We start from the raw sequence: 22,085 nt of genomic DNA on the forward strand, positions 1-22,085 counted from the left end.
CCTTACCGTAACATCTCACGTCACCCGATGTTAAATGCCGCTATTTATTTTTGCTGTCAGAAAGGGTCTCAAACTGCTGAGTTAAATAGGTGCTGGTGTTATTTAGCGCGCTGAGCATCGTGTCGAGATGGGTAAACTGCGCTTTATATCGGGCAACCGTCGCATCGATCTTTTTGCTGGCGTTGTTGTACTGATCAGTTAACCCATTGAGTTTTTTACTGATGCTGTCCGTCGCGCCCTGTAGCACACCTTTACTGCTCAGGAATCCAGTGAGGCCTGTAGCCAGGCCAGTAGCAACACCGGTTTTTTTACTATCGCCAGCAAACACATCACGCACGGCTTCCGCATTAGCTGAAAGCGCCTTGCCAAGCTTGTCGTCGTCGACTTTGAGCTTGCCATTGGTCGGATCGGTGGTAATACCGGCGTGGGTCATCGTCTTATAGATAGAGGAGCCGGAGCCATTGGCAAGTATGCCTTTCAGCTGAGCCTGAATCAGACGCAGCGTTCCATCTCCCAGCAAAGCACCATTTTTTGTGTCCTGATCTTTGCCTGCGTCGACCGGGGTATAACGGGTCAGATTGCCCATCGTATCCTGTAACGAGTTATAGGCATTGACCCACTCGGTGATCGCCGTTTTGGCTTTCGAGCTGTCGCTGGTGACGGTAAGCGTCTGATTACCGGTAGTGACATCGTGAATCTTCAGCGTCACGCCTTCCATCGCTTCAGTGATGACATTGCTGCTGCTGTCGATGCTGACATTGTTTATCGACAAAATGGCATTCTGCGCCGCAACGTTTTGCGTCATAACATTGCTGGTACTGGTTGAATCAAAGCCAATAAATCCCTGCAATGCGTCGTCACCGGTCACTTCAATCGATTTAATGGCGTGACTGGTGCCCGTTTCAGTGGTTGTCAGGGAGAGACGATATTCAGAACCGGAAACACGAATAAGGCTGGCGCTGACGCCGGCATCCGCTTTGTTGATGGCATCACGTAATGCGGAAAGCGAAGTCTGCTCTTTGCTGAGTGTGATGCTTTTCTCTTTACCATCCGCCGCGACGAATTTCAGCGTCCTGCTTGCCCCATCTCCGCCAAGCGGTGCCTTGGTATCCCCCCTGGCTACGCTGGTGAGGGTTTGGGATTGCGCCAGCTGGGTGACGTTGATGTTGTATTTTCCGGGGAGCGCCCCGCCATTCGAATCGGCACTGAACGCCGTTGTGCTGCTTGTCACGCTGGTCTGGGTATAAAGCCCGGCGTCCTGCAACTTTGTGTTCGCCGTCTGGAAACTCTGGATCGCGGTTTTCAGCGTCCCATAGCCAGACAGCCTGGCGGTCGCAGCCGATTGTTGTTTTGAAATAGGGGCTAAAACCTGCTTCTCTGCGCTCGTCAGTTTATCGAGTATTTCACTCAGCTTTAATCCAGAGCCGATTCCTAATGTAGAAACACCAGCCATTTCTCATCCTCCTTGTAATGAAAATTTACATACGTTATCGGTATGATTACCACAAACTTAAGTGTAAATGTAAAAATCCATACGGAATCCTTACAAAAGGCGGGTGTTGTGTCGGCATTTTGCGGTTTACAAACGGGCGGGGTTCCCAAAGACAGTACCTCGCCATCATGCTAGAATTGACAGATTAATGGAGGGTAGCCTGATGCCAAAAACAGCTCACGTAAGCGTTGCCAGTAAAGTCCTTAATCTTGCCGCAGTTCATAATGTCTCTGCCATCCGGGATGACATTAGTCGTATGGCGCTGGCAATCACTGGCCTGGCGGGTGATGCGGTGGAACTTGATAAAATTGAGCAGGTACTGGTTAATCTTAAAAGAAAGGGCGTGCTTACAAAGTCTGAAACGCTAACCCTGCAGGCTGAATATTTGAAAGAAAAGCGTAATCTTAAGAAGAATTTCAGTGCATGAACTTCGATCCATTCGGCGATTTTGAAACGGCCGGTTATTTGCAGAATACCGCTGGCTTAAAAGATCCTGATGAGGTTAAAAGTTCAGAGCATATGGCTTTTGAATTAAGTATTGAAGACGCGCTCGCATTCCTGGCCGAACAATCATCTATTACTTACTCCACATTCTTAAAAGTCCATGAAATCCTTTTTTGCGAATTTTATCCGTGGGCTGGTAAAGACAGAAATGAGTTAGTCCCTCATTTGGCGGTTTTCAAAGGATCGGCTGAAAATCCACGGCATACCGCTTTTGAACAGCCACATTCAATTCGTTTGGCCGTTGACTATGCATTGCGTTTAGCCTCTGATCACCAAAGATTTAAGGACAAGCCTGGCGAAGTTATGGGGCTTCTGGCCTTTGCTCATCCTTTTCTCGATGGCAACGGCCGAACTATTTTGTTGGCTTTTATGGAGCTGTCATATCGTGCGGGCTTTACCATTGATTGGGCAAGAACCCAAAAAGAGGATTATCTGAATGCTCTAAGCGAGGAGATAAATACTCCCGCGAAAGGACATCTTGACAGATATCTGAAACCCTATGTTGTTAATATCTCAAGTCGTGAGGAATGGCCCGAGATGATTGGCAGACTAAAAGGGTTAGACGGTTTAGATAAAGAAGATATTTCATACGAAAGTTTAGATGATCCAGAAGTTCAGCAGCGCTATAAGTCGGATAGAACATATTATTCAGATTGACCCCATCACGCCCTCTCCCGCCCTCTCCCGCCAGCTGCCCGCTCTGCTGTTATTCAAATTCTCTGAACCACTTCGCCAGGTATCACGTATGTTGTTATGGCGAGCCGGAGCCTACAATTTGTGCAATCGAGGCGAACACCTCATCACTATTGAGCGAACCGGAAACCATCATGAAATACGTAACGATTATCAGCCTGGCGCTACTCTCCTTCAGTAGCTTTGCACAAAACCTCTCCGCCCATGCCACCATGCTGGATAACGCCGAAGCCAGAGTCGTGATGCAGGCTAAAGAGGCTGGCGCGTCATACCGTGTCGACAGCGCGCGTTACGTTAATCATATCGAAACCCCGGCTGAGTTAATCAGATAACACCCTCTATGGTAACAAACTTCTCTGGCTATACTGTTGCGGGGGGAAAGATTGCGTCACTTTTCCCCGGCAGCAACAGATCTGATTAAGAAAACCCTAAGTTGTTTTTCTATCACATGAGGAGTCTGTTCTATGGCATTTGTAACGACAAAAGATGGCGTAAATATCTTCTTTAAAGACTGGGGATCAAAAGATGCGCAGCCGATCGTCTTCCACCACGGTTGGCCGTTAAGCGCGGATGACTGGGACAATCAGATGTTGTTCTTTTTATCCAAAGGATTCCGGGTTGTCGCCTTTGACCGCCGTGGTCATGGGCGGTCAGATCAGGTGAGTGAAGGCCATGATATGGACCACTACGCCGCCGATGCTTCTGCGGTGGCTGAGCATCTCGACCTGCATAATGCCGTGCATATTGGCCACTCCACCGGCGGTGGGCAGGTGGCGCGCTATGTCGCCAAATTTGGACAGCCGCAGGGACGCGTGGCGAAAGCCGTGTTGATCAGTGCGGTTCCGCCGCTGATGCTGAAAACCGAAAACAATCCTGACGGCACGCCGCTGGAGGTTTTTGATGGTTTTCGTGCGGGCGTCGCCGGAAATCGTGCGCAGTTCTATCTCGATGTCGCCTCTGGCCCCTTCTATGGTTTTAACCGCGAAGGCGCGCAGATTTCCCAGGGCACCATTCAGAACTGGTGGCGACAGGGTATGATTGGCAGTGCCAAAGCCCATTACGACGGCATCACCGCCTTTTCGGAAACCGATCAGACGGAAGATTTGCAGGCAATAACGGTTCCGACGCTGGTGATGCAGGGTGATGACGATCAGGTGGTGCCTTACAAGCAGGCGGCGCTGTTACAGGATAAATTGCTGTCCAACAGCACGCTAAAAATTTATCCCGGTTATCCACATGGTATGCATACCACCCATGCTGATACGATCAACGCTGACCTGCTCGAATTTATTCGCGCCTGATGCGGTAATTTAAAAGAAAAAGGCAGAGGAGAACACAGGGATGATCCTCTGTCATTATGAAACGGCAAAAGATTTATTCTTCACCCTTAAGTATTCTTCCTGGCTTTCAATTAACAGTATCGGATGCAGATTTCTTACATAGAGTCGGTCAGCAAGATCATATCGTAGCCTGTCTGAAAAAAGGCCATTAAATCCGGCTCTCAGGCTGGTGATCATTGATGCAAACGCCTCGTTTTCCATTAAAAATGACAGACCATTTTTAATGTCATTATATCCCCCCTCTTCTGACCGTTCGCTTTTCAATTGCTCAGCCAGTTGGGTGTAGCGCTCATCGCCCAGGGTGTCTTTAATATATTTCTCGAAATTGTCGCAAACCATAAAGAAAATCGTAGGGGATATAATGCTGTCGTCATCAATATAGGTTTTTACCACCGGGCTTAACACGTAAAGCGGACAGGTTTTATCCACCAGCATATGATAAATCGCATTCTCCCGCTCCGGGTGAGTAAAATTTTCGAGCGTATTAATCAGATGATGCAGCACATCTTTCATCTCAGCACCTGCCATCTTATGTTGCAAAGCATGGGTCAATCTGTAGACAAGATTATAAGCACACAGGTTGACCGAGTTAACCAGACGCTCTTTAACGAGATGGTATTCAACTCTGGCTTCTTGTTCATCGGCCAACCCGGAATAAAAATATCTTATCGGCTGATCGTTGATAAGATAATGCCGATGCTTCAGCCAGAATGCGTCTTCAATTTCCATCATCAATGTCTTTGCTTCATGCCAGACTGCATTGATTTCATGCTTTAATTTTTCAACGCTATCGGCATTGGCAAGTTGCGTTGCTCGCGGTCTGATGATGCCGATCTTATCAATCAATTTATTAAGTTCGGCACTCAGAAATGGCATCTGTTTGTGTTTGTTTTCAAGGCAATTTCTTATGCAGGATTTTAACCCATCAAATGGAAAATATTCGCCATAACGATCGCTATGAATAAGCTCGGGCATTAAACAGGTCGCTTGCACCTCCGCCGCAACAAACTTAACTTTCCCCTGCGCTGCTTTGTGGGTTTGAGGAACCAGCAAAGCAGGCGAACGGTTATTAACACTCGATCGCTTCCTGAGCGATTTGAAGCATTGCAGGATCGAAGAGGGTTGCGCGATCGCGCTTATCGCTGGCGCGGATGAAACCGTTGCACAGACAGGCTGCGAGCGCATGGCGCGGTGCGGCGCTTGCAAGCTATTGTTCCCAGCGGCCTGAGAAGCCAGTGATGACACGCTGTTGTTCACACTGATCTTCACCTGGTTTAATGCACTTACGGCAGGTGGCGTTACCACCGTCTGCTGAACGACATTTTGCTGCGCTATTGTGCCGCTACCGCTGAGTCTTATCATTATTTCTTCCGCCTGGTTATTTCGGCTTCCCTCTTGCGTTCGGCTACTTCAATAGCATACTGCTTATCAAGTTCCTCTTTGAAAACGCCTATATCGGGGATTAACAGTGTCCTGTGCAGCTTAACGATATAGCCTGCTCTTGAATAACATCTTTTTAAATGACAATCAGCATTGTCAAGATAAGCCTTCATCACCCCAATAAAACGTTGTATATGCGTATCCTCTTTAAATTCTGTCAAAGCAGCCTGAATGCCTTTAAAATCACTCTTGTCAAATTTCTCGTATTTTTCTTTACCGATAAAATTAATAGCGTGTTTTTCTAACGCAGCGCTGAGTGCGGCAAAAATGGTATGCGGCCACTCAAACTTTTCATTAACATAGCGTTTCGCTATCTCAGTTAAAATTTCCGGTGAGGTAAGATAGTTACGATCCTCTGAAAGCATAAAATGGATAGCGCGGCAACGCATCTCACCCGACAAAAACTCAATGGCATTGACCAGGTCAAGCTGAATCATATTCAGGTCGGCCAGTGATATCTGGCCCTTTCGGTACTGGGCTATGGCGGTGCTGGTCAGAGCTTTAAAAGCCATCAAATCCGTTCTGGCGTGATAATGTAATTTATCCCTTTCCTGTTGATTCATCCCTTTTGGGTAATCAATTTGTATGGTTTCTGAATCATGGGTTCCTGGCGGAGAGAAAGACTTCTCGATTTGATGAATAAGATAGCCCTCTTTAAAGACGAGTGAATTTTCCATCTTTTTTATGGCTTCACTGGAATATTGAATGTTGCTGAGCGCAATATCCCCAATTTCTCCAATCATGGTTATCAGCCGGGGAACGATAATTGGGACATCTTCCGGTCTGGTTTTTTGCAGTGATTTTATATTGTCAATAAAGGTGTCCGGTGGCGTTTTGGCTTTTCCACTGAAGGGAATAACGGGTGGCTTAACACACGTTACTTCTTTGTGATGGGATTTAAACGCTGGCGGCCATGTGAAGCTTTTCGGTTTATTCGTCGTGTTAGCCTTGCCCTGCTTCGCCAGATTTGCCAGTGTTATTTCAGCCGCTGCGTTAAAGTACTCTTGAGGCGTACTCTTCACCAGAGTATAGCGTGGCGGGTGTGGCACTTCCCTGCTGGTGCCCGCCACAGCTGGGGCGGGCGGCGAGGCCGAAGCCCGGGAAGCCTGAACTACCGCGGTGTTTTTAATTGATGACGTGGACTGTGTCATTGCGCTTGTGGTCGCAACGGTCGGACTTACGGAAGGAGTTGCTACCGGTGAGGATGTTGTGCCGTCAGTGCGTCTGATCATTGTTTATTCCTCCATAAATGACTCTCCTGCTCCAGGCTCGCAATCACCAGACACAGAGCGAAGAAAACCTAGCACACCATGAAGAAGCCAGGGATGATATTTTCCTTAATTCACAGCCTTCGGTTGTGATAATCACCGCGCGTTTTTCAGGCCGCATCGTCTTCACACTGCAACATAACCTGATGATAATGATAATTATTGTGATAACATCCGGTTAAGACAACTACTCTGCATCCTGATGCAGGTTGAACCTGCCCTTTTTCGCACTATATTGACTGTTGCGCACAACTTTTAAACATCCGTGAAATTCAGGTTGAGAAGAGACCTTCTATGAATCACATAGTTTATGTCGTTGATGATGACGAATCGGTACGATCTGCGCTCAGTAACCTGCTCAGCTCAGAAGACTATGCCGTTATCGCTTTTTCCTCTGCTCAGGCATTTCTTGATCACCCCTTCGCCGCCGTTCCCAGCTGTCTGATTCTGGATATCAATATGCCGGATGCCGACGGTTTTACCGTTGCCAGCGCTCTGAACGCGCGCGGTTACGCGATCCCGACCATTTTCCTGACCGGCTTTGGCACCATCCCGGTGACCGTCAAGGCGATGAAAACCGGCGCCTGTGAGTTCTTAACCAAACCCGTCGACCCGGACCGGATGTTACAGGCCGTGGCGGAAGCGTTAGAGATTGCCGAAGCCAATCTCGCCTCCTCGCAGGAAAAGTACGATTTTACCGTGCGCCATCAGTCGCTGACGCCGCGTGAAAGCGAAGTCATGATGCTGGCGATCGGCGGTCTGCTGAACAAACAGATCGCCGCCGAGATGGGTATCAGCGAAATCACCGCCAAGGTGCATAAACGCCGGGTGATGGAAAAGATGAACGTCCGCTCGTTATCAGACCTGGTGCGTGCTGCTGAACGTCTGAATATCCTTAGCACGCGCCGTCGTTAGCCCGCCGCGCAGACGGGCGGCTCGGTCGGTAAGGTAAACCAAAACACGCTGCCGCACTCCGCCCGGTTCTCCCCGTGTAGCTCGCCACAGTGTTTTTTGATGATGCCCTTGCTGATGGTCAGTCCCATGCCCATCCCCTCTTTCTTGGTGGTGTAGAACGAATCGAAGATCTGATCGCGCACCTCGTCGCTGATGCCGCAACCGGTATCCTGCACCTCAAAGCGGATCGTCTCCGGCGTGGGATTGGCGGTGGCGAGCGTCAGGACAAGGGGACGATCGCCAATATCGGTCATCGCGTCGATGGCATTCACCACCAGATTTAACAGCACCTGCTGAATCTGAATTCTGTCACAATAGACCTCGGCACAGCTGGCGTGCAGTTGCAGCTCAAGAGAAATCCATTTTCGTTCAATCTCCGCGCGCGACAGAGCGAGGATATCGCGGGCGATCAGATGCAGGTTAGCTTTGGCAAACACCGAATCATGTTTCCGGGTCAGCGCCTGAAGTCCGCGAATAATATCCCCGGCGCGTTTTCCTTCCTGCAAAATTTCATCAAGGCTGAAACAGGCATTGTCGATATGCCGCTGTTCGCGCTTCAGCCAGCGCAGGCTGGCGCCGGCGTGGGCAACGATAGACATCAAAGGCTGATTGATTTCATGCGCAATCGACGCGGTCAGCTGCCCTACGGTGGTGGCGCGTGAGACGCGCGCCAAATCCGCCTGCGCCATGCGCACCGCATCCTCCGCCAGACGTTGCGCGGTGATATCGGAAATGGTGCCGAAATATTCTTTCACCTCAGGCCAGTTATCCACCGGATCGCCAATCCCTTTGATATAGCGAACCTCCCCGCCGTGGCGCACAATGCGAAACTCCGCCTGCATACTCCGGCCATTGTTCACGCTGTCGTGTACCAGCCCGTTGATGCAGGTGAAATCATCGGGATGCACAAAGGTCATAAAATCGGCCATCGACAGGGTTTTCTGCTGCTCGGGCAGGCCCAGAATGCGTCGATACTCATCGGATACCGACATCAGATCCTGCTCGATTTCCCAGCTCCAGGTCCCGGTGTGGCTGATTTTTTCCCCCAGCATCAGCGAGGTCTGGCTGGCGCGCAGCTGTTTTTCCACGCGGCGTCGGTGGATGTTCTCTTCCAGCAATTCGGCATATAAACGCGCGGTTTCGATCGATACCGCCGCCTGGGCGCTGAGGGTTTTAACGATATGCGACTGCTCGGCGGTGAACACGTCCGGCATCAGACGGTTTTCCAGGTACAGCACCCCGACCATATTGGCCTGCTTAAACATCGGCACGCACATCACCGCCGCGCCGGAGGCAACCAGATACGGGTCCTGACTGAAGGGACTGAAGTCCTCCGGCTTGCCGGTGCGAATCTCCTGGCCGGTACGGATCACCGCAGAGAGCACCGAAAGCGGCATGTCGGTGGCGGCAGGCCGCTCTTTGACAATTTTCACCCTGATGCCATCAGCGCTGGCTTCCGCCCAGGCTTCCGTTTCGGGAATGTTGCCATCCAGCACGCGGATCAGCAGGCAACGCTGCGCCCCGGCGCGCTCCAGCAACATGCGCATCAGGATATGGATCAGGCGGTCCAGATTGATCTCTTCGGTAAGGGCGCGCACCGCCGTCACCACACTCTCCAGATCGCGAATGGATTCATCTTCAAACGGAATGGTGGCGAAGGCATGGCTTTGCTTCTGCGTCGCCAGCTGCGGATAACGCTGCTCCAGCTGGCGCACCCTGGCAAGCGCGCCCCAGTTTTCCCAGCCGCTGATCGCCCCTTTGAGATAGGCATCGGCGGGCACGTCCAGCGCCCAGGCTTTGGCGCAGTAACCGGCCAGCTCATAGGCTAATGCGTTGATATGGATAAAACCGGACTGCCGTGACAGATTTATCGCCGCTTCGTACTGGCTGAGCGCCTCCCCGAGATTACCCTGGAGGCGCGCCAGTTCGGCGGCGATCAACGCGGCCTTATCCGCAAACAACGCAGGATTTAGCGTGGCCCAGTGGCTGATTTTATCCAGGTGGTATTGCACCTGCTGACGGATGCGGCCCGCCTCCGGCCCGGCTTTAAGCGGCACCGTCAGGCTCAGGGCGCTATAGAAATGCAAATCCATCAGGTAGATATAACCGGGCACCGCGCTCACCAGCTGTGTCGCCTGCGCAAAACACGGCAGCGCCAGGTCATACTCGCTGGCGTGGAAATGGGCCATACCGCGATATAACCACGACCAGAACAGCACCATCGCTTTTGGCCCGGACATCAGCCCCGGCTCGCTACCGATTAAATGCGGCGGCCAGGCATCAACCCCGGTAAATTTCTCCCCCGCGCTGCCGCGCAGATGCATCACAAAATGTTTTTGCATCAGCAGCACGTTCGCGACATCGGGATAAAACGCCTGTTGCGTAAAGGCCAGCCCGCGTTCGATGGAGGTCAGCACCGATTCCAGATGATCGCCTCGCGTCAGGTAGTTCATCACCTGATGGCGCAACGAGAGGCAGGCAAAGGAGCGATCGCCCTGCGCCAGCGCGACCTTGAAACTCTTTTTTGCGCAATCGATTGCGAAGCTAAGCGGTTGGGTCCAGATCCCCACCTGATCAAGCGGTAACAACGTCCGCGCTTTGAAACGGATAAAGTTGTGTTTCTCAGCCAGCTGCGTGGCTAACAACCCGCATTGAAAGCCGTAATGGTACTCCTGGTAACGGTCGGTGATCAGCACGCTAAACCACGACAGGCCAAATACCGATGCCCCCGCCAGACCGTGATCCAGCGTGATATCCAGCATTTTGCACACCAGCAGCAGATGCAGGCGCGGGCAATCGTAGGAGGAGGCAAAGATGGTGCTGGCCATCAGATTCAGCACCGACTCCGTTTCCCGATTGGTCATTGCTGGCAGCGCGCCTATCACCGCCTCGGGATCGCTGCCAAGTCGCGACTTCAGGGCGTTATAGGCGGCGTTGCACTCTTCCTCGTCAGGATAGCGATTGAAGTGCACGCCAAATACCGCCAGCCACGCCAGCGCGGTCTCCAGCGCCAGATAGTTATCCGACTGACGCATATGGATTTCCGCTGACAAACAGGCGGCGGCAGATTTCTCCGTCAGATTGCCGGGCATCCCCAGCAGTACGGTGCACAGGCGCTGCGCTTCGCGCAGATTCCCTTGCAGGAACTGGCACTCCGCTTCCTCAAAGCCAAGCAAAAAATTGTCCGGGGCCGGATGCTGCATAGGCAGAGCGCGCGCCGTATGCAGATAGCGTAAGGCCGAGGCATAATCCCCTGCCCGTTTGGCGCGCTGCGCCGCCGTGAGGCTCAGGCGAAAATAGTTGCGGCTTTGCGCCCTGGTCAGCGGCACCTCTGACGCCATGGCGATATGGTGCACGGCGCGGAATAACGTCTCGTTGCCCTCGGCGCGCGGGGCAGATTCCGCCAGCAGACAAGCCGCCTGCTGATGGATGCGCAGCTTCTGTTGGCAGCCGATAAGCAGGAAGGCGGCATCATGCACACGATCGTGCGTAAAGGCGTATTCATCGCTGGTCACGGTAATAAACCGGGCGGCAATCGCCGGACGTAACCGCTCCTGAATTTTACGCGGGTTGATGCCAAGAATATGGCTCAGCAACGCCAGCTCGCCGTTGCCGCCTAAACAGGCCAGACAGCCAAGCAGCTGACGGGTTGACTCCGGCATCCGCTCCAGCTGGCGGACCACCAGGCTGGCGACATTATCCGTGTACTGCCGCGCCTGTAGCGCCGTCTGGTCGTAGTGCCATTTCAGCGGATCCTGGGAGCAGAAGATCAAGCCATCATCGATAGCCTGTTTGAAAAATTCCTGCAAAAAAAGCGGATTGCCGCCGGTTTTCTCATGGATCAGCTGCGCCAGCTCGCTGGTGCTGCTGGTGCGGGTATGCAGCATCCCCGCCAGCCAGCGCGCCACCCTTTTGACATTCAGCGGTTCGGGGGTGATGGCGGTGATACGCGCCGCCGCGCTACGAATGCGCGTCAGGAAGTCGGCGATCAGCGGGCAAGGCATGGATTCCGCATCGCGATGCGCAATCACCAGCAAAAACGGCAGATTTTCATTGCGTTTGAACACATTCTCCAGCAATTGCAGGCTGGTGTGATCCGCCCAGTGCACGTCATCAATCAGCATCACCAGGGGTTTGCCGGAGGAGGCCAGCGCTTTAATCAGCGCGCAGGCCATTTGATTAAAGCGTTCGCGCGCATCGATCGCTGGTTCCGTCGCCGCGCCGGGCTGAATATCCAACAGCTGCCGCAGTTCAGGCACCAGTTCAGCCGCCAGATCGGCATCGTGGCCCAGCGCCCGCAGCAGGCGGGTACGCCAGCCGAGGACTTCGCTCGCCGACAGGCCCAGCAGATATAACGCCAGAGTACGGAATGCGGCGGTCAGCGCCGAGTATGGCACCGGCGGTGAGTGCTGATCGGCTTTGCCAACCGTTAACAGGATCGGTTTGTGTTGCAGCTTTTTTAACGCCGAGGCGATGATGGCGGATTTGCCCGACCCCGGCGCCCCGCCGATCATCACCAGGTTATGTGTGCCACTACGCTGCGCCTCTTCCAGCGCGTTAAGCAACACCCGCGCCTGGGGATGGCCGGTAAAGAGCGTTTCAACACGATAGTTCGTCGTGAAACGTTCCTGTAGTCCGAGCGTAAACGGCGCAATGCTGCCTTCCGGCGTCAGTGTCGCTTTACAGCGCCGCAGATCCGCCAGCAGGCCGTCGATGGTCTGGTAGCCATCGGCGGGTGATTTCGCCAGCAGACGCAGGATGATCGCCGCCAGCATCGGCGGCACATCCTGGCGCACCGAGTGCGGTGGACGTGGCGCGGTCGCCAGATGGTGGTGGATCCACTCCGCCTGCCCGGCCTGCGGCGAGCCGAATGGCAATCTGCCGGTGAGCATTTCATACAACACCACGCCAAGGCTGTAGAGATCGCTCAGGTTGCTGACCGGATAAGGCGTGCGCCCGGTATGTTCGGGCGACATATACGCCAGAGTGCCGCCCGAGGCGCGCAGCGAGTTTTTCAGCTGCGAATCGGCCGTGACCGTAGCGAGGCCAAAACCACCCAGCCGGTATGAACCGTCGTTATTGAGGAACAGATGACCGGGTTTAATATCGCCGTGCACAATTCCCTGATGATGGGCCTGACTGAGCGGCAGGCAGAGCTGGATGGCATTACGCAGATAATCCGCGATCTGCTCCGGCGGCACGCTGATGATCCCGGCCAGAGTGCGGTAAGGAAATGTCGGGTAGACCAGCGCGAAGCGTCCGAGATAGCGGGTATGACCGGCGGGTTTGACTGCCCAGCGCGGCGTCAGATGAGGGGCGAGCGCCAGCTCGTTTTTTAACAGCTGCGTGGCCTGGAATGTGACCTCGTCACTGGCGGCGGTGGCGATAATCACCGCCTCACCGGCGCTGTTATGCCCCATCAGCCAGGCGATGCTGCCATCCTGCGCCAGCGGGGTCAGCATCGTCTCCTCGCGCAGTGTCACTTGTTGTTCGTCACTAGCTTCCTGCGAGACAGAGATGATGCTCATTAGCGTGCTTCTCCGTACGTCAGTTCATGGCGGATGAGGGTCAGGAGCGTATCAACATCGATGGGTTTGCGTAAAAAGGTTACGGCGCCCAGCGCAATCGCATACCACTGCACAGATTCTTCCTGTTCGGCGGAGATGAAAATCACCGGCAGCGTCACGGCGCGTTGCTGCAAAATAGCGAAGAGTTCAAAACCGCTCATGCCCTTCAGTCTGACGTCGATGATCAGCATCGCGGCACCCGCTAATGCCGTCTCATCGCAGAGGAGTTCTTCGCCCGATTCATACAGGCTGGTGGTGTATCCGTCAGAATGCAGTAAATTGCTCAGGCCGTTACGGACTGAGCGTTCATCGTCAACGATAACAATCTGCTGTGGCAGCGTCATGCTGTAATCCTCTGATAATCCGCACGCGCGCGTGAGGCAATTCCTTACGGGCCTTTTTCACCACCTGGCGGAGGGGTGCCGCTGATTTTCGGCACGCACTCATGGCGGAACCAGGCGAGCGTCACCGGCTGACCGGCGATCAGCCGTTTAGCCAGCGGCACCAGCTGTTCGCCCACCAGCATGCCAAACAATCCCAGTAAGGCAATCACCGGCGGCGCCGGTGAGTTAACATCCATCAGGCCATACAGCACACCGGCGATGATACCGACGCCCAGCGAGATAACGTACGATTTCAGCATGTTCCGTCCTCCCCGACAACGTAAGTTATCGCCGCGTGACGGTTTTCGCTCTGAACAGAGAGGGCGCTGGTCTGATGGTGCGGCTTAATCTGCGCGGTGATCTGGCCGCCGATGATCATGCCGAGTAGACCAATTAACGCGATGGCGGGTGGTGCGGGCGAGCGGACCCGCAGCAGCGCATAGAACAGGCCAATCAGCACCCCCGCGCCCAGAGAAATGATCAAAGGATTCATTACGATCCTCCAGTGACCGACACCGTGGGTGCCGGTCAGCGCATGGGTATTAGCGTGCCGGTACCGCTGGCAGGGTACGGTGCTCGCTCTCCTGACGGGATGGCGCCTTGTGCACCATGGTGTAGGCATAATCAATGCCGATGCCGTAGGCGCCGGAATGCTCCTTGGCAATCTTCATCACCGCGTCATAGGTGTCGCGGTGCGCCCAGTCACGCTGCCACTCCAGCATCACCTGCTGCCAGGTAACCGGGACCACGCCCGCCTGGATCATGCGCTGCATCGCGTAGTCATGGGCTTCTTTCGAGGTGCCGCCTGATGCATCGGCCACCATATAAATTTCATAACCGCCTTCCAGCATCGCGCACAGCGCAAAACTGTTGTTGCACACTTCGGTCCACAGGCCCGATACCACCACTTTCTTCTTACCGTTCGCCGCCAGCGCATCACGCACTTTCTGGTCATCCCAGGAGTTCATTGAGGTACGTTCAAGAATGTCCTGGCCGGGGAACACGTCCAGCAGTTCGGGATAGGTATAACCAGAGAAACTCTCGGTTTCTACCGTGGTGATAATGGTCGGAATGTTAAAAACCTTTGCCGCTTTAGCCAGCGCAACGGTGTTGTTTTTCAGCACCTGGCGATCGATCGACTGCACGCCAAACGCCATCTGCGGCTGCTGATCGATAAAGATAATCTGGCTGTTATGCGGGGTCAGAACTTCAAGTTTAGCGTTAGACATGAATGTACCCATTGAGGTTAGTAACTGGATTAATGAACGAAGAAAAATGCAGTGAGGGGGTCACTGTCAGAGCGGAGTGTAAGGGGCATCAGGGAGGCGGACTATTATCTCTGTGTATAAGTATACGAACGTATAGGTATCCCTTTGTATAACTAGACGGCGTTTCTCCCTGCTCACCATAATCCTGACCTGATCGTGCTCTGACGCCCTGCGCCAGCGCATTTCCCGTCCTGCGGCTCGCCGCGTTTTCGGACATCTCAGTTCAGGAGGATCTATGGTGACGCTTGGTAAAGCAGATCTGATTTTAATCAACGGTAAATTCCACACGGTGGATCGCGGCAATCCGCTTGCCAGTGCGGTAGCGATTCGTGAAGGAAAATTCCTGGCCGTCGGCAGCCAGGCAGAGGTGATGGAGCACCACTGTGAAGGCACTAAGGTCATCGATCTTAAAGGGCATACCGCCGTTCCTGGCCTGAATGATTCCCACCTGCATCTGATCCGCGGCGGCCTTAACTACAACCTGGAACTGCGCTGGGAAGGCGTGCCGTCGCTGGCCGATGCGCTGCGGATGTTGAAAGAACAGGCGCTGCGCACCCCTTCTCCGCAGTGGGTGCGCGTGGTGGGCGGCTGGACTGAGTTTCAGTTTGCCGAGCGTCGGATGCCAACGCTGGAGGAGATCAACGAAGCCGCCCCGGATACCCCGGTGTTTATCCTGCATCTTTACGATCGCGCGCTGCTGAACCGCGCCGCGCTGCGGGTGGTGGGATATACCAAAGATACGCCGAACCCGCCGGGCGGAGAGATCCAGCGCGACAGCAACGGCAATCCGACCGGGATGTTAATCGCCCGTCCGAACGCGATGATCCTCTACGCCACGCTGGCGAAAGGCCCGAAGCTGCCGCTGGAGTTGCAGATCAACTCAACGCGTCAGTTTATGCGTGAACTGAACCGCCTCGGCCTGACCAGCGCCATTGATGCGGGCGGCGGCTTTCAGAACTATCCCGAAGATTATGCGGTGATCGCCGAGCTGCACAGCAAGCAGCAGATGACCATCCGTATCGCCTATAACCTGTTTACCCAGCGTCCCGGCCATGAACTGGAAGATTTTGAAAAATGGACCGATATGCTGACGCCAGGCCAGGGCAGCGACTATTTCCGCCACAACGGCGCCGGTGAAATGCTGGTGTTCTCCGCCGCAGACTTCGAAGATTTCCTCGAACCGCGTCCGGACCTGGCGCCCGGCATGGAGGATGAGCTGGAGCGCGTGGTGCGCCACCTGGTTGAACATCGCTGGCCGTTCCGCCTGCACGCCACCTATAACGAATCCATCAGCCGGATGCTGGACGTGTTTGAAAAAGTGGATCGCGAGATTCCGTTCAACGGCCTGCACTGGTTCTTTGATCACGCCGAAACCGTGACGCAGAAAAACATCGACCGCATCAAAGCGCTGGGCGGCGGCATTGCGGTGCAGCACCGTATGGCGTTCCAGGGCGAATATTTCGCCGAACGTTACGGCATCGAAGCCACCCGCCATACTCCGCCGGTGACAAAAATGCTGGAGACCGGCGTTCCGGTAGGTCTCGGCACCGACGCCACCCGCGTCGCCAGCTACAACCCGTGGACCGCGCTGTACTGGCTGGTGTCCGGCCGTACCGTCGGCGGAATGCAGATGTATGACGTCAATGCGCGTCTCGATCGCGATACCGCGCTGATGCTGTGGACTCAGGGCAGCGCCTGGTTCTCCAGTGAGCAGGGGAAAAAAGGCCAGATCATCGTCGGCCAGCTGGCCGATATGGCGGTGCTGAGTAAAGACTATTTCAGCGTCCCGGAAGAGGAGATCAAAGGGATTGAGTCGGTGCTGACGGTGGTGGACGGCAACGTAGTATATGCCGCCGGTGCTTTCAGCGCCGAAGCGCCGCCGACCCTGCCTGTACTGCCGGAATGGTCGCCGGTGGTGAAGGTGCCGGGCCACTATCGCAGCGCCCCGCCGGATGCCGCGACCCGCGTGGGTATGCTGTCCCAGGCGCACCATTGCAGCGGTCCGTGCGGCGTGCATAGCCACCAGCATGATTTTGCCCGTGGCGCTGAAGTGCCGGTTGCCGAAGAGAACGCCTTCTGGGGCGCGCTCGGTTGCAGCTGCTTTGCGTTTTAATCCGATGAAAACCTCATCCGTTTTCTCGCTCCCGCCCCGGATTGATCTGGGGCTATTCTTCCTGCGTCTGACCGGCAGCCTGCTGTTGCTCCACGTACATGGCTTGCCCAAGGTGTTCCATTTCCAGCTGGAACTGACGCGCATCGAAGATCCGTTCGGCATGGGGCCTTATATGAGCCTGATCCCGGCGATCGTGGCTGAGGTGGTCTGCCCGATTTTGATCATCCTGGGCTGGTGGTCACGTCTCGCCTGCCTGCCGATTATCGGCGTGCTGCTGGTGGCGATGCTGTTTGTTCACCCGGACTGGTCGATCGCGGACGGCCAGTTTGGCTGGTTGCTGCTGATCATCTTTACCACCCTGGCCATCACCGGGCCGGGCGCGTGGCGGATTGGCGTCAAACCGAAGCAGGAGTGGCGACATGGCACAGGTTAATGATGTGCACAGCGCGGGGACCGACCTCCCCGCTGACCACCCCGCTCAGCCCGCCTCGCCGTGGCAGCCGCTGCGGCAGCCGGTGTTCCGTATGCTGTGGCTGGCGACGGTGGTGTCCAACATCGGTTCATGGATGAACGATGTTGGCGTTAACTGGAGCATGTTGACGCTCAGCGCCGATCCGCTGTCGGTGGCGCTGGTGCAGGCCGCCAGCAGTTTGCCAATGTTTCTGTTCGCGCTGCCTTCCGGGGTGATGGCCGACATCGTCGATCGACGCAAATATCTGCTGTTTTCCCAGCTGTGGGTCTTTATCGCGGCGGCCAGTCTTACGCTGCTTTCGCTGACCGGCCATGTCACGCCCTGGGTGCTGCTGGCAGCCGCTTTCCTGCTCAGTACCGGCGCGGCGATGAGTTCACCGCCCTTCCAGGCGATTGTGCCGGATCTGGTGGAAAAAAATGAACTGGGATCGGCCATCGCCCTTAACTCGCTGGGCATCAACATCAGCCGCGCCATCGGCCCGGCGCTGGGTGGCCTGATCCTGTCGTTTGCAGGCCCGTGGATGGTGTTTCTGCTTAACGCGCTATCGGTGCTGGGTGTGGCCTGGGTGTTGTATCGCTGGAAAGCGGCCCCGAGCGTACAGCGCCTGCCGCCGGAGCACTTTTTCCCGGCGGTGCGTGTTGGCTTACGTTATGTCCATGCGGCGCCGGTCTTCCGTAACGTACTGGTGCGTACCTGCGCCTTTTTCCTGTTCGGCAGTGCCGGATGGGCCTTGCTGCCGCTGGTGGCGCGACGCGAACTCGGTCTTGGCCCCGGTGGTTACGGCATCATGCTGGCCTGCATCGGCGTCGGCGCGATCTGCGGCGCCGTGCTGCTGCCTGGGTTGCGCAAAAAATTCAGCGCCGACCGTCTGATGGTGCTCGCCAGCCTGATGTTTGCGCTGACCATGCTGGCGCTGGCGTTTATTCGTCACTTCTGGTGGCTGAACGCCTGTGAGTTCTTCACCGGTTTCGCGTGGATCGCGGTGCTGTCGACCCTCAATCTGGGGGCGCAGCGCAGCGCGGCAAAATGGGTGAAGGCCCGCGCGCTGGCGGTGTACCTCACGGTGTTCTTTGGATCGATGACCGTCGGCAGTACCTTATGGGGCCAGCTTGCCGCCCATTTCAGCATCCCGATATCGCTGTGTATCGCCGCCGCAGGCATGTTCCTGTCCTGTGCCACCGTCTGGCGCTGGCGGCTCGATCAGGACCCGGATCTCAACCTTGAAATCCTCAACGACAGCGACAGCAGCCCCGCCCCCGACGTTCATCACAACCGTGGCCCGGTCATGGTCACTTATGCCTATCAGATTCGGAACGAGGACGCCCACGCGTTTGTGGTGTGTATGCAGGATATGCGCCGGGTGCGCCGTCGCGGCGGTGCCATTAACTGGTCAATTTATGAGGACGTGCTGCAACCCGGCCTCTTCGTAGAAACCTTTGTGGTGGGTTCCTGGATGGAGCATCTGCGCGAAAAGGAACGCTACACCATCAACGATCGCAAGATTCAGAGCCGGGTTTACGCTTTTCATCAGGGCGATAGCCTGCCCGAAGTTCGCTACCTGGTTGCACCGCTGTAACGCCAAATCAACGTCATCACTACGAGGTCAATGCAATGAGCACATTCAGAACCACAGACGGTACGCAGATTTATTTTAAAGATTGGGGCAAAGGCAAACCGGTGCTGTTCAGCCACGGCTGGCCGCTGGATGGGGATATGTGGGACAGCCAGATGAACTTCCTGGCCGAGCGTGGCTATCGCGTTATCGCCTTTGACCGTCGTGGCTTTGGCCGCTCTGATCAACCGTGGCAGGGTTATGATTACGACACCTTCGCCTCCGATATCAATGACCTGATCAACTGCCTGGGCCTGGAAGAAATCACCCTGGTGGGCTTCTCGATGGGCGGCGGCGACGTGACCCGCTATATCGCCAACTATGGCACCGCGCGTGTTGCCGGTCTGGTGCTGCTGGGCGCGGTCACGCCGATCTTTGGCAAAACCGCCGATTATCCGCAAGGGGTGGATCTATCCGTGTTTGCCGGTATCGGTGACGGCCTGCGCAAAGATCGTGCGCAGTTTATCAGTGACTTTGCCGTGCCTTTCTACGGCACCAATGCCGGTCAGACCGTCTCTGACGGCGTGCTGACGCAGACGCTGAATATCGCTCTACTGGCCTCGCTGAAAGGTACGCTGGATTGCGTCACCGCATTTTCCGAAACCGACTTCCGCCCGGATATGCAGAAGATTGACGTGCCGACGCTGGTTATCCACGGCAGCAACGATCAGGTGGTGCCGTTTGCCACCACCGGTAAGGTGGCGGCTGAGATGATTCAGGGCGCGGAACTGAAGGTTTACGAGAATGGCCCGCATGGCTTTGCCGTGACCCATCAGGACCAGCTGAATGAAGACCTGCTGGCATTTTTGCAGGCGCACTAACTCGCCAGGGCCGCAACCTGGAGGGTTGCGGCCTGCGGTTTAGCCGGTCTAGCCGGTTTAGCGGGAAGGATGGTTCACTTCAATCGGACGAAGGTCAAACAGCAACACTTCCGCCGCATCCCCATCGCTGAAGCTGAGGGATTTTTCATTTCGCACCCGCGCGCCATCGCCAGCTTTGAACCTTACCCCGTTGACGGTGATGCTGCCACGCGCCACATGGATATAGGCATAGCGGTCATCATCGAGCGTGAGGGTCTGCTGCTCGCCCGCACTGAACAGCCCGGCGTAGATGCGGATATCCTGACGAATGCTCAGCGCGCCCTCTTCACCCTCCGGGGAAGCAATCAGACGCAGATTGCCGCGTTTTTCACTCTCCGGCACCGAGATCTGCTGATAGCCCGGCGGGGTGTTTTTCTCGTCCGGCACCACCCAGATTTGCAGGAAGTGGACGCCGTTGTCACTGGAGTGGTTAAACTCGCTATGGGTCACGCCGCTACCGGCGCTCATCAGCTGCACATCGCCGGGGATAATCACCGAGCCGGTGCCCATAGAATCTTTATGCGCCAGCGCCCCTTCCAGTACGTAGGAGATGATCTCCATATTGCTGTGCGGATGCGCACCAAAACCGCGTCCTTTTGCCACCTGGTCGTCATTGATCACCAGCAGGTCTGAAAAACCAACCTGTTTCGGGTCCCAGTAGTTGGCAAACGAAAAGGTATGGTGTGAATGTAACCAGCCGTGTGCACCTACTCCGCGTTGTTCTGACAGGCGTTGTTCGATCATGATCTGCTCCTTAATTCTCTGTGTTAACCGGGTAAAGGGCGGGTTTCCCTTCGTTAAACACAGCTTACTGGTAAACAGATCTGCCAGACAATGGCGCAGAAACTCAATCAGTGTAACGTTTTAGTGGACAATGCTGGCATGAAAATGCGCGATAAATCGCACGTCTTTTTGGGGGAAAACCGGCCTGGGATCAGACCGGTTGCAACAGAAATTACAGGTTGGAGAATTTGTGCAGTACGCGCACCAGCTGGGTGACAAATCCGTATTCGTTGTCATACCAGGAGACGGTTTTAACCAGCTGAATATCACCGGCTTCGCTGATTTCGGTCTGGGTGGCATCGAAAATCGAACCAAACGGCAGGCCAATCACATCGGAAGAGACGATCGGATCTTCGGTGTAATTGAACGATTCGTTGTTTTCACACGCCTGCTTAACCGCAGCATTCAGCTCAGCCACCGTGACTTTTTTATCCAGCACGGAGACCAGCTCAGTCACCGATCCGGTTTTCACCGGTACGCGCTGCGCATGTCCTTTCAGCTTGCCGGACAGCGCCGGGATCACCAGGCCAATCGCTTTGGCTGCCCCGGTGGTATGCGGGATCACGTTCTCCACTGCGGCGCGCGACGCACGAAAATCTTTTCCGCGCGGCCCATCAACCAGCGCCTGGGTGCCGGTATAGGCGTGTACCGTGGTCATGGTGCCGACCTTGATGCCAAAGCTGTCATTCAGCACTTTCGCCATCGGCGCGAGGCAGTTGGTGGTGCACGACGCCACTGAAATGATGCTGTCATCGGCCGTCAGAGTGTCATCGTTGACGTTAAACACGATAGTTTTCATATCGCCAGCCGGGGCTGAGATCAGCACTTTTTTGGCACCGGCATCCAGATGCGCCTGCGCTTTTTCCGCAGAGGTATAGAAACCGGTGCATTCAATCACCACATCCACGCCCAGCTCGCCCCAGGGAATATTCTTCGCATCTTTTTCAGCGAAAACTTCAATGGGTTTACCGTCAACCACCAGGCTTTGCGCCTCGGCACTGACCGAGACCGGGAACGCGCCGTAGTTGGAATCGTACTTCAGCAGATAAGCCAGCATTTCCGGAGAGGTGAGATCGTTAATCGCGATCACCTCAACCGGCTCCTGTTGTTCAAGAATCCGGCGCAGCACCAGGCGACCAATACGTCCAAAACCGTTAATACCAATTTTTTTCATGAGAGATGTCCTTGCCTTGAATGAAGAAGAGTTCAATAACAACCGGGGAATATGACATTAAAATTAACCTAACAGCGTGAGTAACCCCACGCATTCTGTGCGCAAAATTCCACCAGCAGTGAGATTCAGAAAACGCCAGCGGTGAGGCTGAGAAGGTATACA

General features: G+C 55.0%; 19 protein-coding genes. 9 read left to right on the plus strand and 10 right to left on the minus strand.

Annotated features, from left to right (window positions below):
* Positions 1–40: 40 nt before the first annotated feature.
* Positions 41–1,453 carry a flagellar filament capping protein FliD gene (gene fliD, locus AC6I8V_RS10170; protein WP_497842159.1) on the minus strand — a complete coding sequence of 471 codons (1,413 nt, stop codon included), beginning with the start codon at positions 1,451–1,453 and terminating at the stop codon, positions 41–43.
* Between the two features lie 202 nt (positions 1,454–1,655).
* Between fliD and AC6I8V_RS10175 the strand changes: the two genes are divergently transcribed.
* The 4 genes from AC6I8V_RS10175 (at position 1,656) to AC6I8V_RS10190 (ending at position 3,990) form a co-directional block, all read left to right on the plus strand.
* Complete coding sequence (locus AC6I8V_RS10175; RefSeq protein ID WP_497842160.1) at positions 1,656–1,919, plus strand: hypothetical protein; 264 nt, start codon at positions 1,656–1,658, stop codon at positions 1,917–1,919.
* Positions 1,916–2,653, plus strand: coding sequence for a Fic/DOC family protein (locus tag AC6I8V_RS10180; RefSeq protein ID WP_497842161.1), 738 nt, complete (start codon positions 1,916–1,918; stop codon positions 2,651–2,653). The genes AC6I8V_RS10175 and AC6I8V_RS10180 overlap by 4 nt, the downstream gene beginning before the upstream one ends.
* 170 nt (positions 2,654–2,823) lie before the next feature.
* Positions 2,824–3,021, plus strand: coding sequence for a DUF1471 domain-containing protein (locus AC6I8V_RS10185; protein WP_497842162.1), 198 nt, complete (start codon positions 2,824–2,826; stop codon positions 3,019–3,021).
* Between the two features lie 132 nt (positions 3,022–3,153).
* Complete coding sequence (locus AC6I8V_RS10190; RefSeq protein ID WP_497842163.1) at positions 3,154–3,990, plus strand: alpha/beta fold hydrolase; 837 nt, start codon at positions 3,154–3,156, stop codon at positions 3,988–3,990.
* A gap of 54 nt (positions 3,991–4,044) precedes the next feature.
* On the opposite strand, the gene AC6I8V_RS10195 is transcribed toward AC6I8V_RS10190, so the two are convergent.
* Positions 4,045–5,391: a hypothetical protein gene (locus AC6I8V_RS10195; protein WP_497842164.1), complete on the minus strand. Its 1,347-nt coding sequence runs from the start codon at positions 5,389–5,391 to the stop codon at positions 4,045–4,047.
* Positions 5,391–6,701 (minus strand): hypothetical protein, encoded by a 1,311-nt coding sequence (locus tag AC6I8V_RS10200; RefSeq protein WP_497842165.1) that lies wholly within the window; start codon positions 6,699–6,701, stop codon positions 5,391–5,393. Before AC6I8V_RS10200 ends, AC6I8V_RS10195 begins: the two co-directional genes overlap by 1 nt.
* 330 nt (positions 6,702–7,031) lie before the next feature.
* Between AC6I8V_RS10200 and AC6I8V_RS10205 the strand changes: the two genes are divergently transcribed.
* On the plus strand, positions 7,032–7,652 hold the full coding sequence (locus AC6I8V_RS10205; RefSeq protein ID WP_497842166.1) for a response regulator transcription factor: 621 nt from the start codon (positions 7,032–7,034) through the stop codon (positions 7,650–7,652).
* On the opposite strand, the gene AC6I8V_RS10210 is transcribed toward AC6I8V_RS10205, so the two are convergent.
* From AC6I8V_RS10210 to AC6I8V_RS10230, 5 genes are read right to left on the minus strand one after another with little or no spacing between them, the layout of a single operon-like run.
* The gene (locus AC6I8V_RS10210; protein WP_497842167.1) at positions 7,649–13,219 is read right to left on the minus strand and encodes an AAA family ATPase; all 5,571 of its coding nucleotides are present in this window, start codon (positions 13,217–13,219) and stop codon (positions 7,649–7,651) included. The genes AC6I8V_RS10205 and AC6I8V_RS10210 overlap by 4 nt on opposite strands.
* A complete protein-coding gene (locus AC6I8V_RS10215) occupies positions 13,219–13,602 on the minus strand; it encodes a response regulator transcription factor (protein ID WP_497842168.1) in 384 nt (127 codons plus the stop codon). The genes AC6I8V_RS10210 and AC6I8V_RS10215 overlap by 1 nt, the downstream gene beginning before the upstream one ends.
* A gap of 44 nt (positions 13,603–13,646) precedes the next feature.
* Positions 13,647–13,901, minus strand: coding sequence for a XapX domain-containing protein (locus AC6I8V_RS10220; RefSeq protein ID WP_497842169.1), 255 nt, complete (start codon positions 13,899–13,901; stop codon positions 13,647–13,649).
* Positions 13,895–14,134 (minus strand): DUF1427 family protein, encoded by a 240-nt coding sequence (locus tag AC6I8V_RS10225; protein WP_497842170.1) that lies wholly within the window; start codon positions 14,132–14,134, stop codon positions 13,895–13,897. Before AC6I8V_RS10225 ends, AC6I8V_RS10220 begins: the two co-directional genes overlap by 7 nt.
* Positions 14,135–14,183: 49 nt before the next feature.
* Positions 14,184–14,870, minus strand: a complete 687-nt coding sequence (locus AC6I8V_RS10230) for a hydrolase (RefSeq protein ID WP_497842171.1) — start codon at positions 14,868–14,870, stop codon at positions 14,184–14,186.
* 274 nt (positions 14,871–15,144) lie between these two features.
* Here AC6I8V_RS10230 and AC6I8V_RS10235 point away from each other — a divergent pair, with 274 nt between their 5' ends.
* From AC6I8V_RS10235 to AC6I8V_RS10250, 4 genes are read left to right on the plus strand one after another with little or no spacing between them, the layout of a single operon-like run.
* Complete coding sequence (locus AC6I8V_RS10235; RefSeq protein ID WP_497842172.1) at positions 15,145–17,022, plus strand: amidohydrolase; 1,878 nt, start codon at positions 15,145–15,147, stop codon at positions 17,020–17,022.
* Positions 17,023–17,026: 4 nt separating this feature from the next.
* Positions 17,027–17,455, plus strand: a complete 429-nt coding sequence (locus tag AC6I8V_RS10240) for a DoxX family protein (RefSeq protein WP_497842173.1) — start codon at positions 17,027–17,029, stop codon at positions 17,453–17,455.
* Positions 17,442–19,070, plus strand: coding sequence for an MFS transporter (locus AC6I8V_RS10245; protein WP_497842174.1), 1,629 nt, complete (start codon positions 17,442–17,444; stop codon positions 19,068–19,070). The genes AC6I8V_RS10240 and AC6I8V_RS10245 overlap by 14 nt, the downstream gene beginning before the upstream one ends.
* Positions 19,071–19,105: 35 nt before the next feature.
* Positions 19,106–19,927: an alpha/beta fold hydrolase gene (locus AC6I8V_RS10250; protein ID WP_497842175.1), complete on the plus strand. Its 822-nt coding sequence runs from the start codon at positions 19,106–19,108 to the stop codon at positions 19,925–19,927.
* A 57-nt stretch (positions 19,928–19,984) separates the two neighbouring features.
* On the opposite strand, the gene AC6I8V_RS10255 is transcribed toward AC6I8V_RS10250, so the two are convergent.
* A complete protein-coding gene (locus AC6I8V_RS10255; protein ID WP_497842176.1) occupies positions 19,985–20,710 on the minus strand; it encodes a pirin family protein in 726 nt (241 codons plus the stop codon).
* Positions 20,711–20,921: 211 nt separating this feature from the next.
* Positions 20,922–21,923, minus strand: coding sequence for a type I glyceraldehyde-3-phosphate dehydrogenase (gap, locus tag AC6I8V_RS10260; protein WP_497842177.1), 1,002 nt, complete (start codon positions 21,921–21,923; stop codon positions 20,922–20,924).
* Positions 21,924–22,085 lie beyond the last annotated feature (162 nt).

Source organism: Pantoea sp. X-Soil-TKNS-1207, assembly GCF_059730485.1.

What these genes read in the sequence shown, in the direction of transcription:
- AC6I8V_RS10225 (WP_497842170.1), bottom strand. Translation starts at nt 14,134, where the DNA reads ATGAATCCTTTGATCATTTCTCTGGGCGCGGGGGTGCTGATTGGCCTG.
- AC6I8V_RS10200 (WP_497842165.1), bottom strand. Translation starts at nt 6,701, where the DNA reads ATGATCAGACGCACTGACGGCACAACATCCTCACCGGTAGCAACTCCT.
- gap (WP_497842177.1), bottom strand. Translation starts at nt 21,923, where the DNA reads ATGAAAAAAATTGGTATTAACGGTTTTGGACGTATTGGTCGCCTGGTG.
- AC6I8V_RS10220 (WP_497842169.1), bottom strand. Translation starts at nt 13,901, where the DNA reads ATGCTGAAATCGTACGTTATCTCGCTGGGCGTCGGTATCATCGCCGGT.
- AC6I8V_RS10240 (WP_497842173.1), top strand. Translation starts at nt 17,027, where the DNA reads ATGAAAACCTCATCCGTTTTCTCGCTCCCGCCCCGGATTGATCTGGGG.
- AC6I8V_RS10215 (WP_497842168.1), bottom strand. Translation starts at nt 13,602, where the DNA reads ATGACGCTGCCACAGCAGATTGTTATCGTTGACGATGAACGCTCAGTC.
- AC6I8V_RS10230 (WP_497842171.1), bottom strand. Translation starts at nt 14,870, where the DNA reads ATGTCTAACGCTAAACTTGAAGTTCTGACCCCGCATAACAGCCAGATT.
- AC6I8V_RS10205 (WP_497842166.1), top strand. Translation starts at nt 7,032, where the DNA reads ATGAATCACATAGTTTATGTCGTTGATGATGACGAATCGGTACGATCT.
- AC6I8V_RS10235 (WP_497842172.1), top strand. Translation starts at nt 15,145, where the DNA reads ATGGTGACGCTTGGTAAAGCAGATCTGATTTTAATCAACGGTAAATTC.
- AC6I8V_RS10190 (WP_497842163.1), top strand. Translation starts at nt 3,154, where the DNA reads ATGGCATTTGTAACGACAAAAGATGGCGTAAATATCTTCTTTAAAGAC.
- AC6I8V_RS10255 (WP_497842176.1), bottom strand. Translation starts at nt 20,710, where the DNA reads ATGATCGAACAACGCCTGTCAGAACAACGCGGAGTAGGTGCACACGGC.
- AC6I8V_RS10245 (WP_497842174.1), top strand. Translation starts at nt 17,442, where the DNA reads ATGGCACAGGTTAATGATGTGCACAGCGCGGGGACCGACCTCCCCGCT.
- AC6I8V_RS10175 (WP_497842160.1), top strand. Translation starts at nt 1,656, where the DNA reads ATGCCAAAAACAGCTCACGTAAGCGTTGCCAGTAAAGTCCTTAATCTT.
- fliD (WP_497842159.1), bottom strand. Translation starts at nt 1,453, where the DNA reads ATGGCTGGTGTTTCTACATTAGGAATCGGCTCTGGATTAAAGCTGAGT.
- AC6I8V_RS10185 (WP_497842162.1), top strand. Translation starts at nt 2,824, where the DNA reads ATGAAATACGTAACGATTATCAGCCTGGCGCTACTCTCCTTCAGTAGC.
- AC6I8V_RS10180 (WP_497842161.1), top strand. Translation starts at nt 1,916, where the DNA reads ATGAACTTCGATCCATTCGGCGATTTTGAAACGGCCGGTTATTTGCAG.
- AC6I8V_RS10195 (WP_497842164.1), bottom strand. Translation starts at nt 5,391, where the DNA reads ATGATAAGACTCAGCGGTAGCGGCACAATAGCGCAGCAAAATGTCGTT.
- AC6I8V_RS10210 (WP_497842167.1), bottom strand. Translation starts at nt 13,219, where the DNA reads ATGAGCATCATCTCTGTCTCGCAGGAAGCTAGTGACGAACAACAAGTG.
- AC6I8V_RS10250 (WP_497842175.1), top strand. Translation starts at nt 19,106, where the DNA reads ATGAGCACATTCAGAACCACAGACGGTACGCAGATTTATTTTAAAGAT.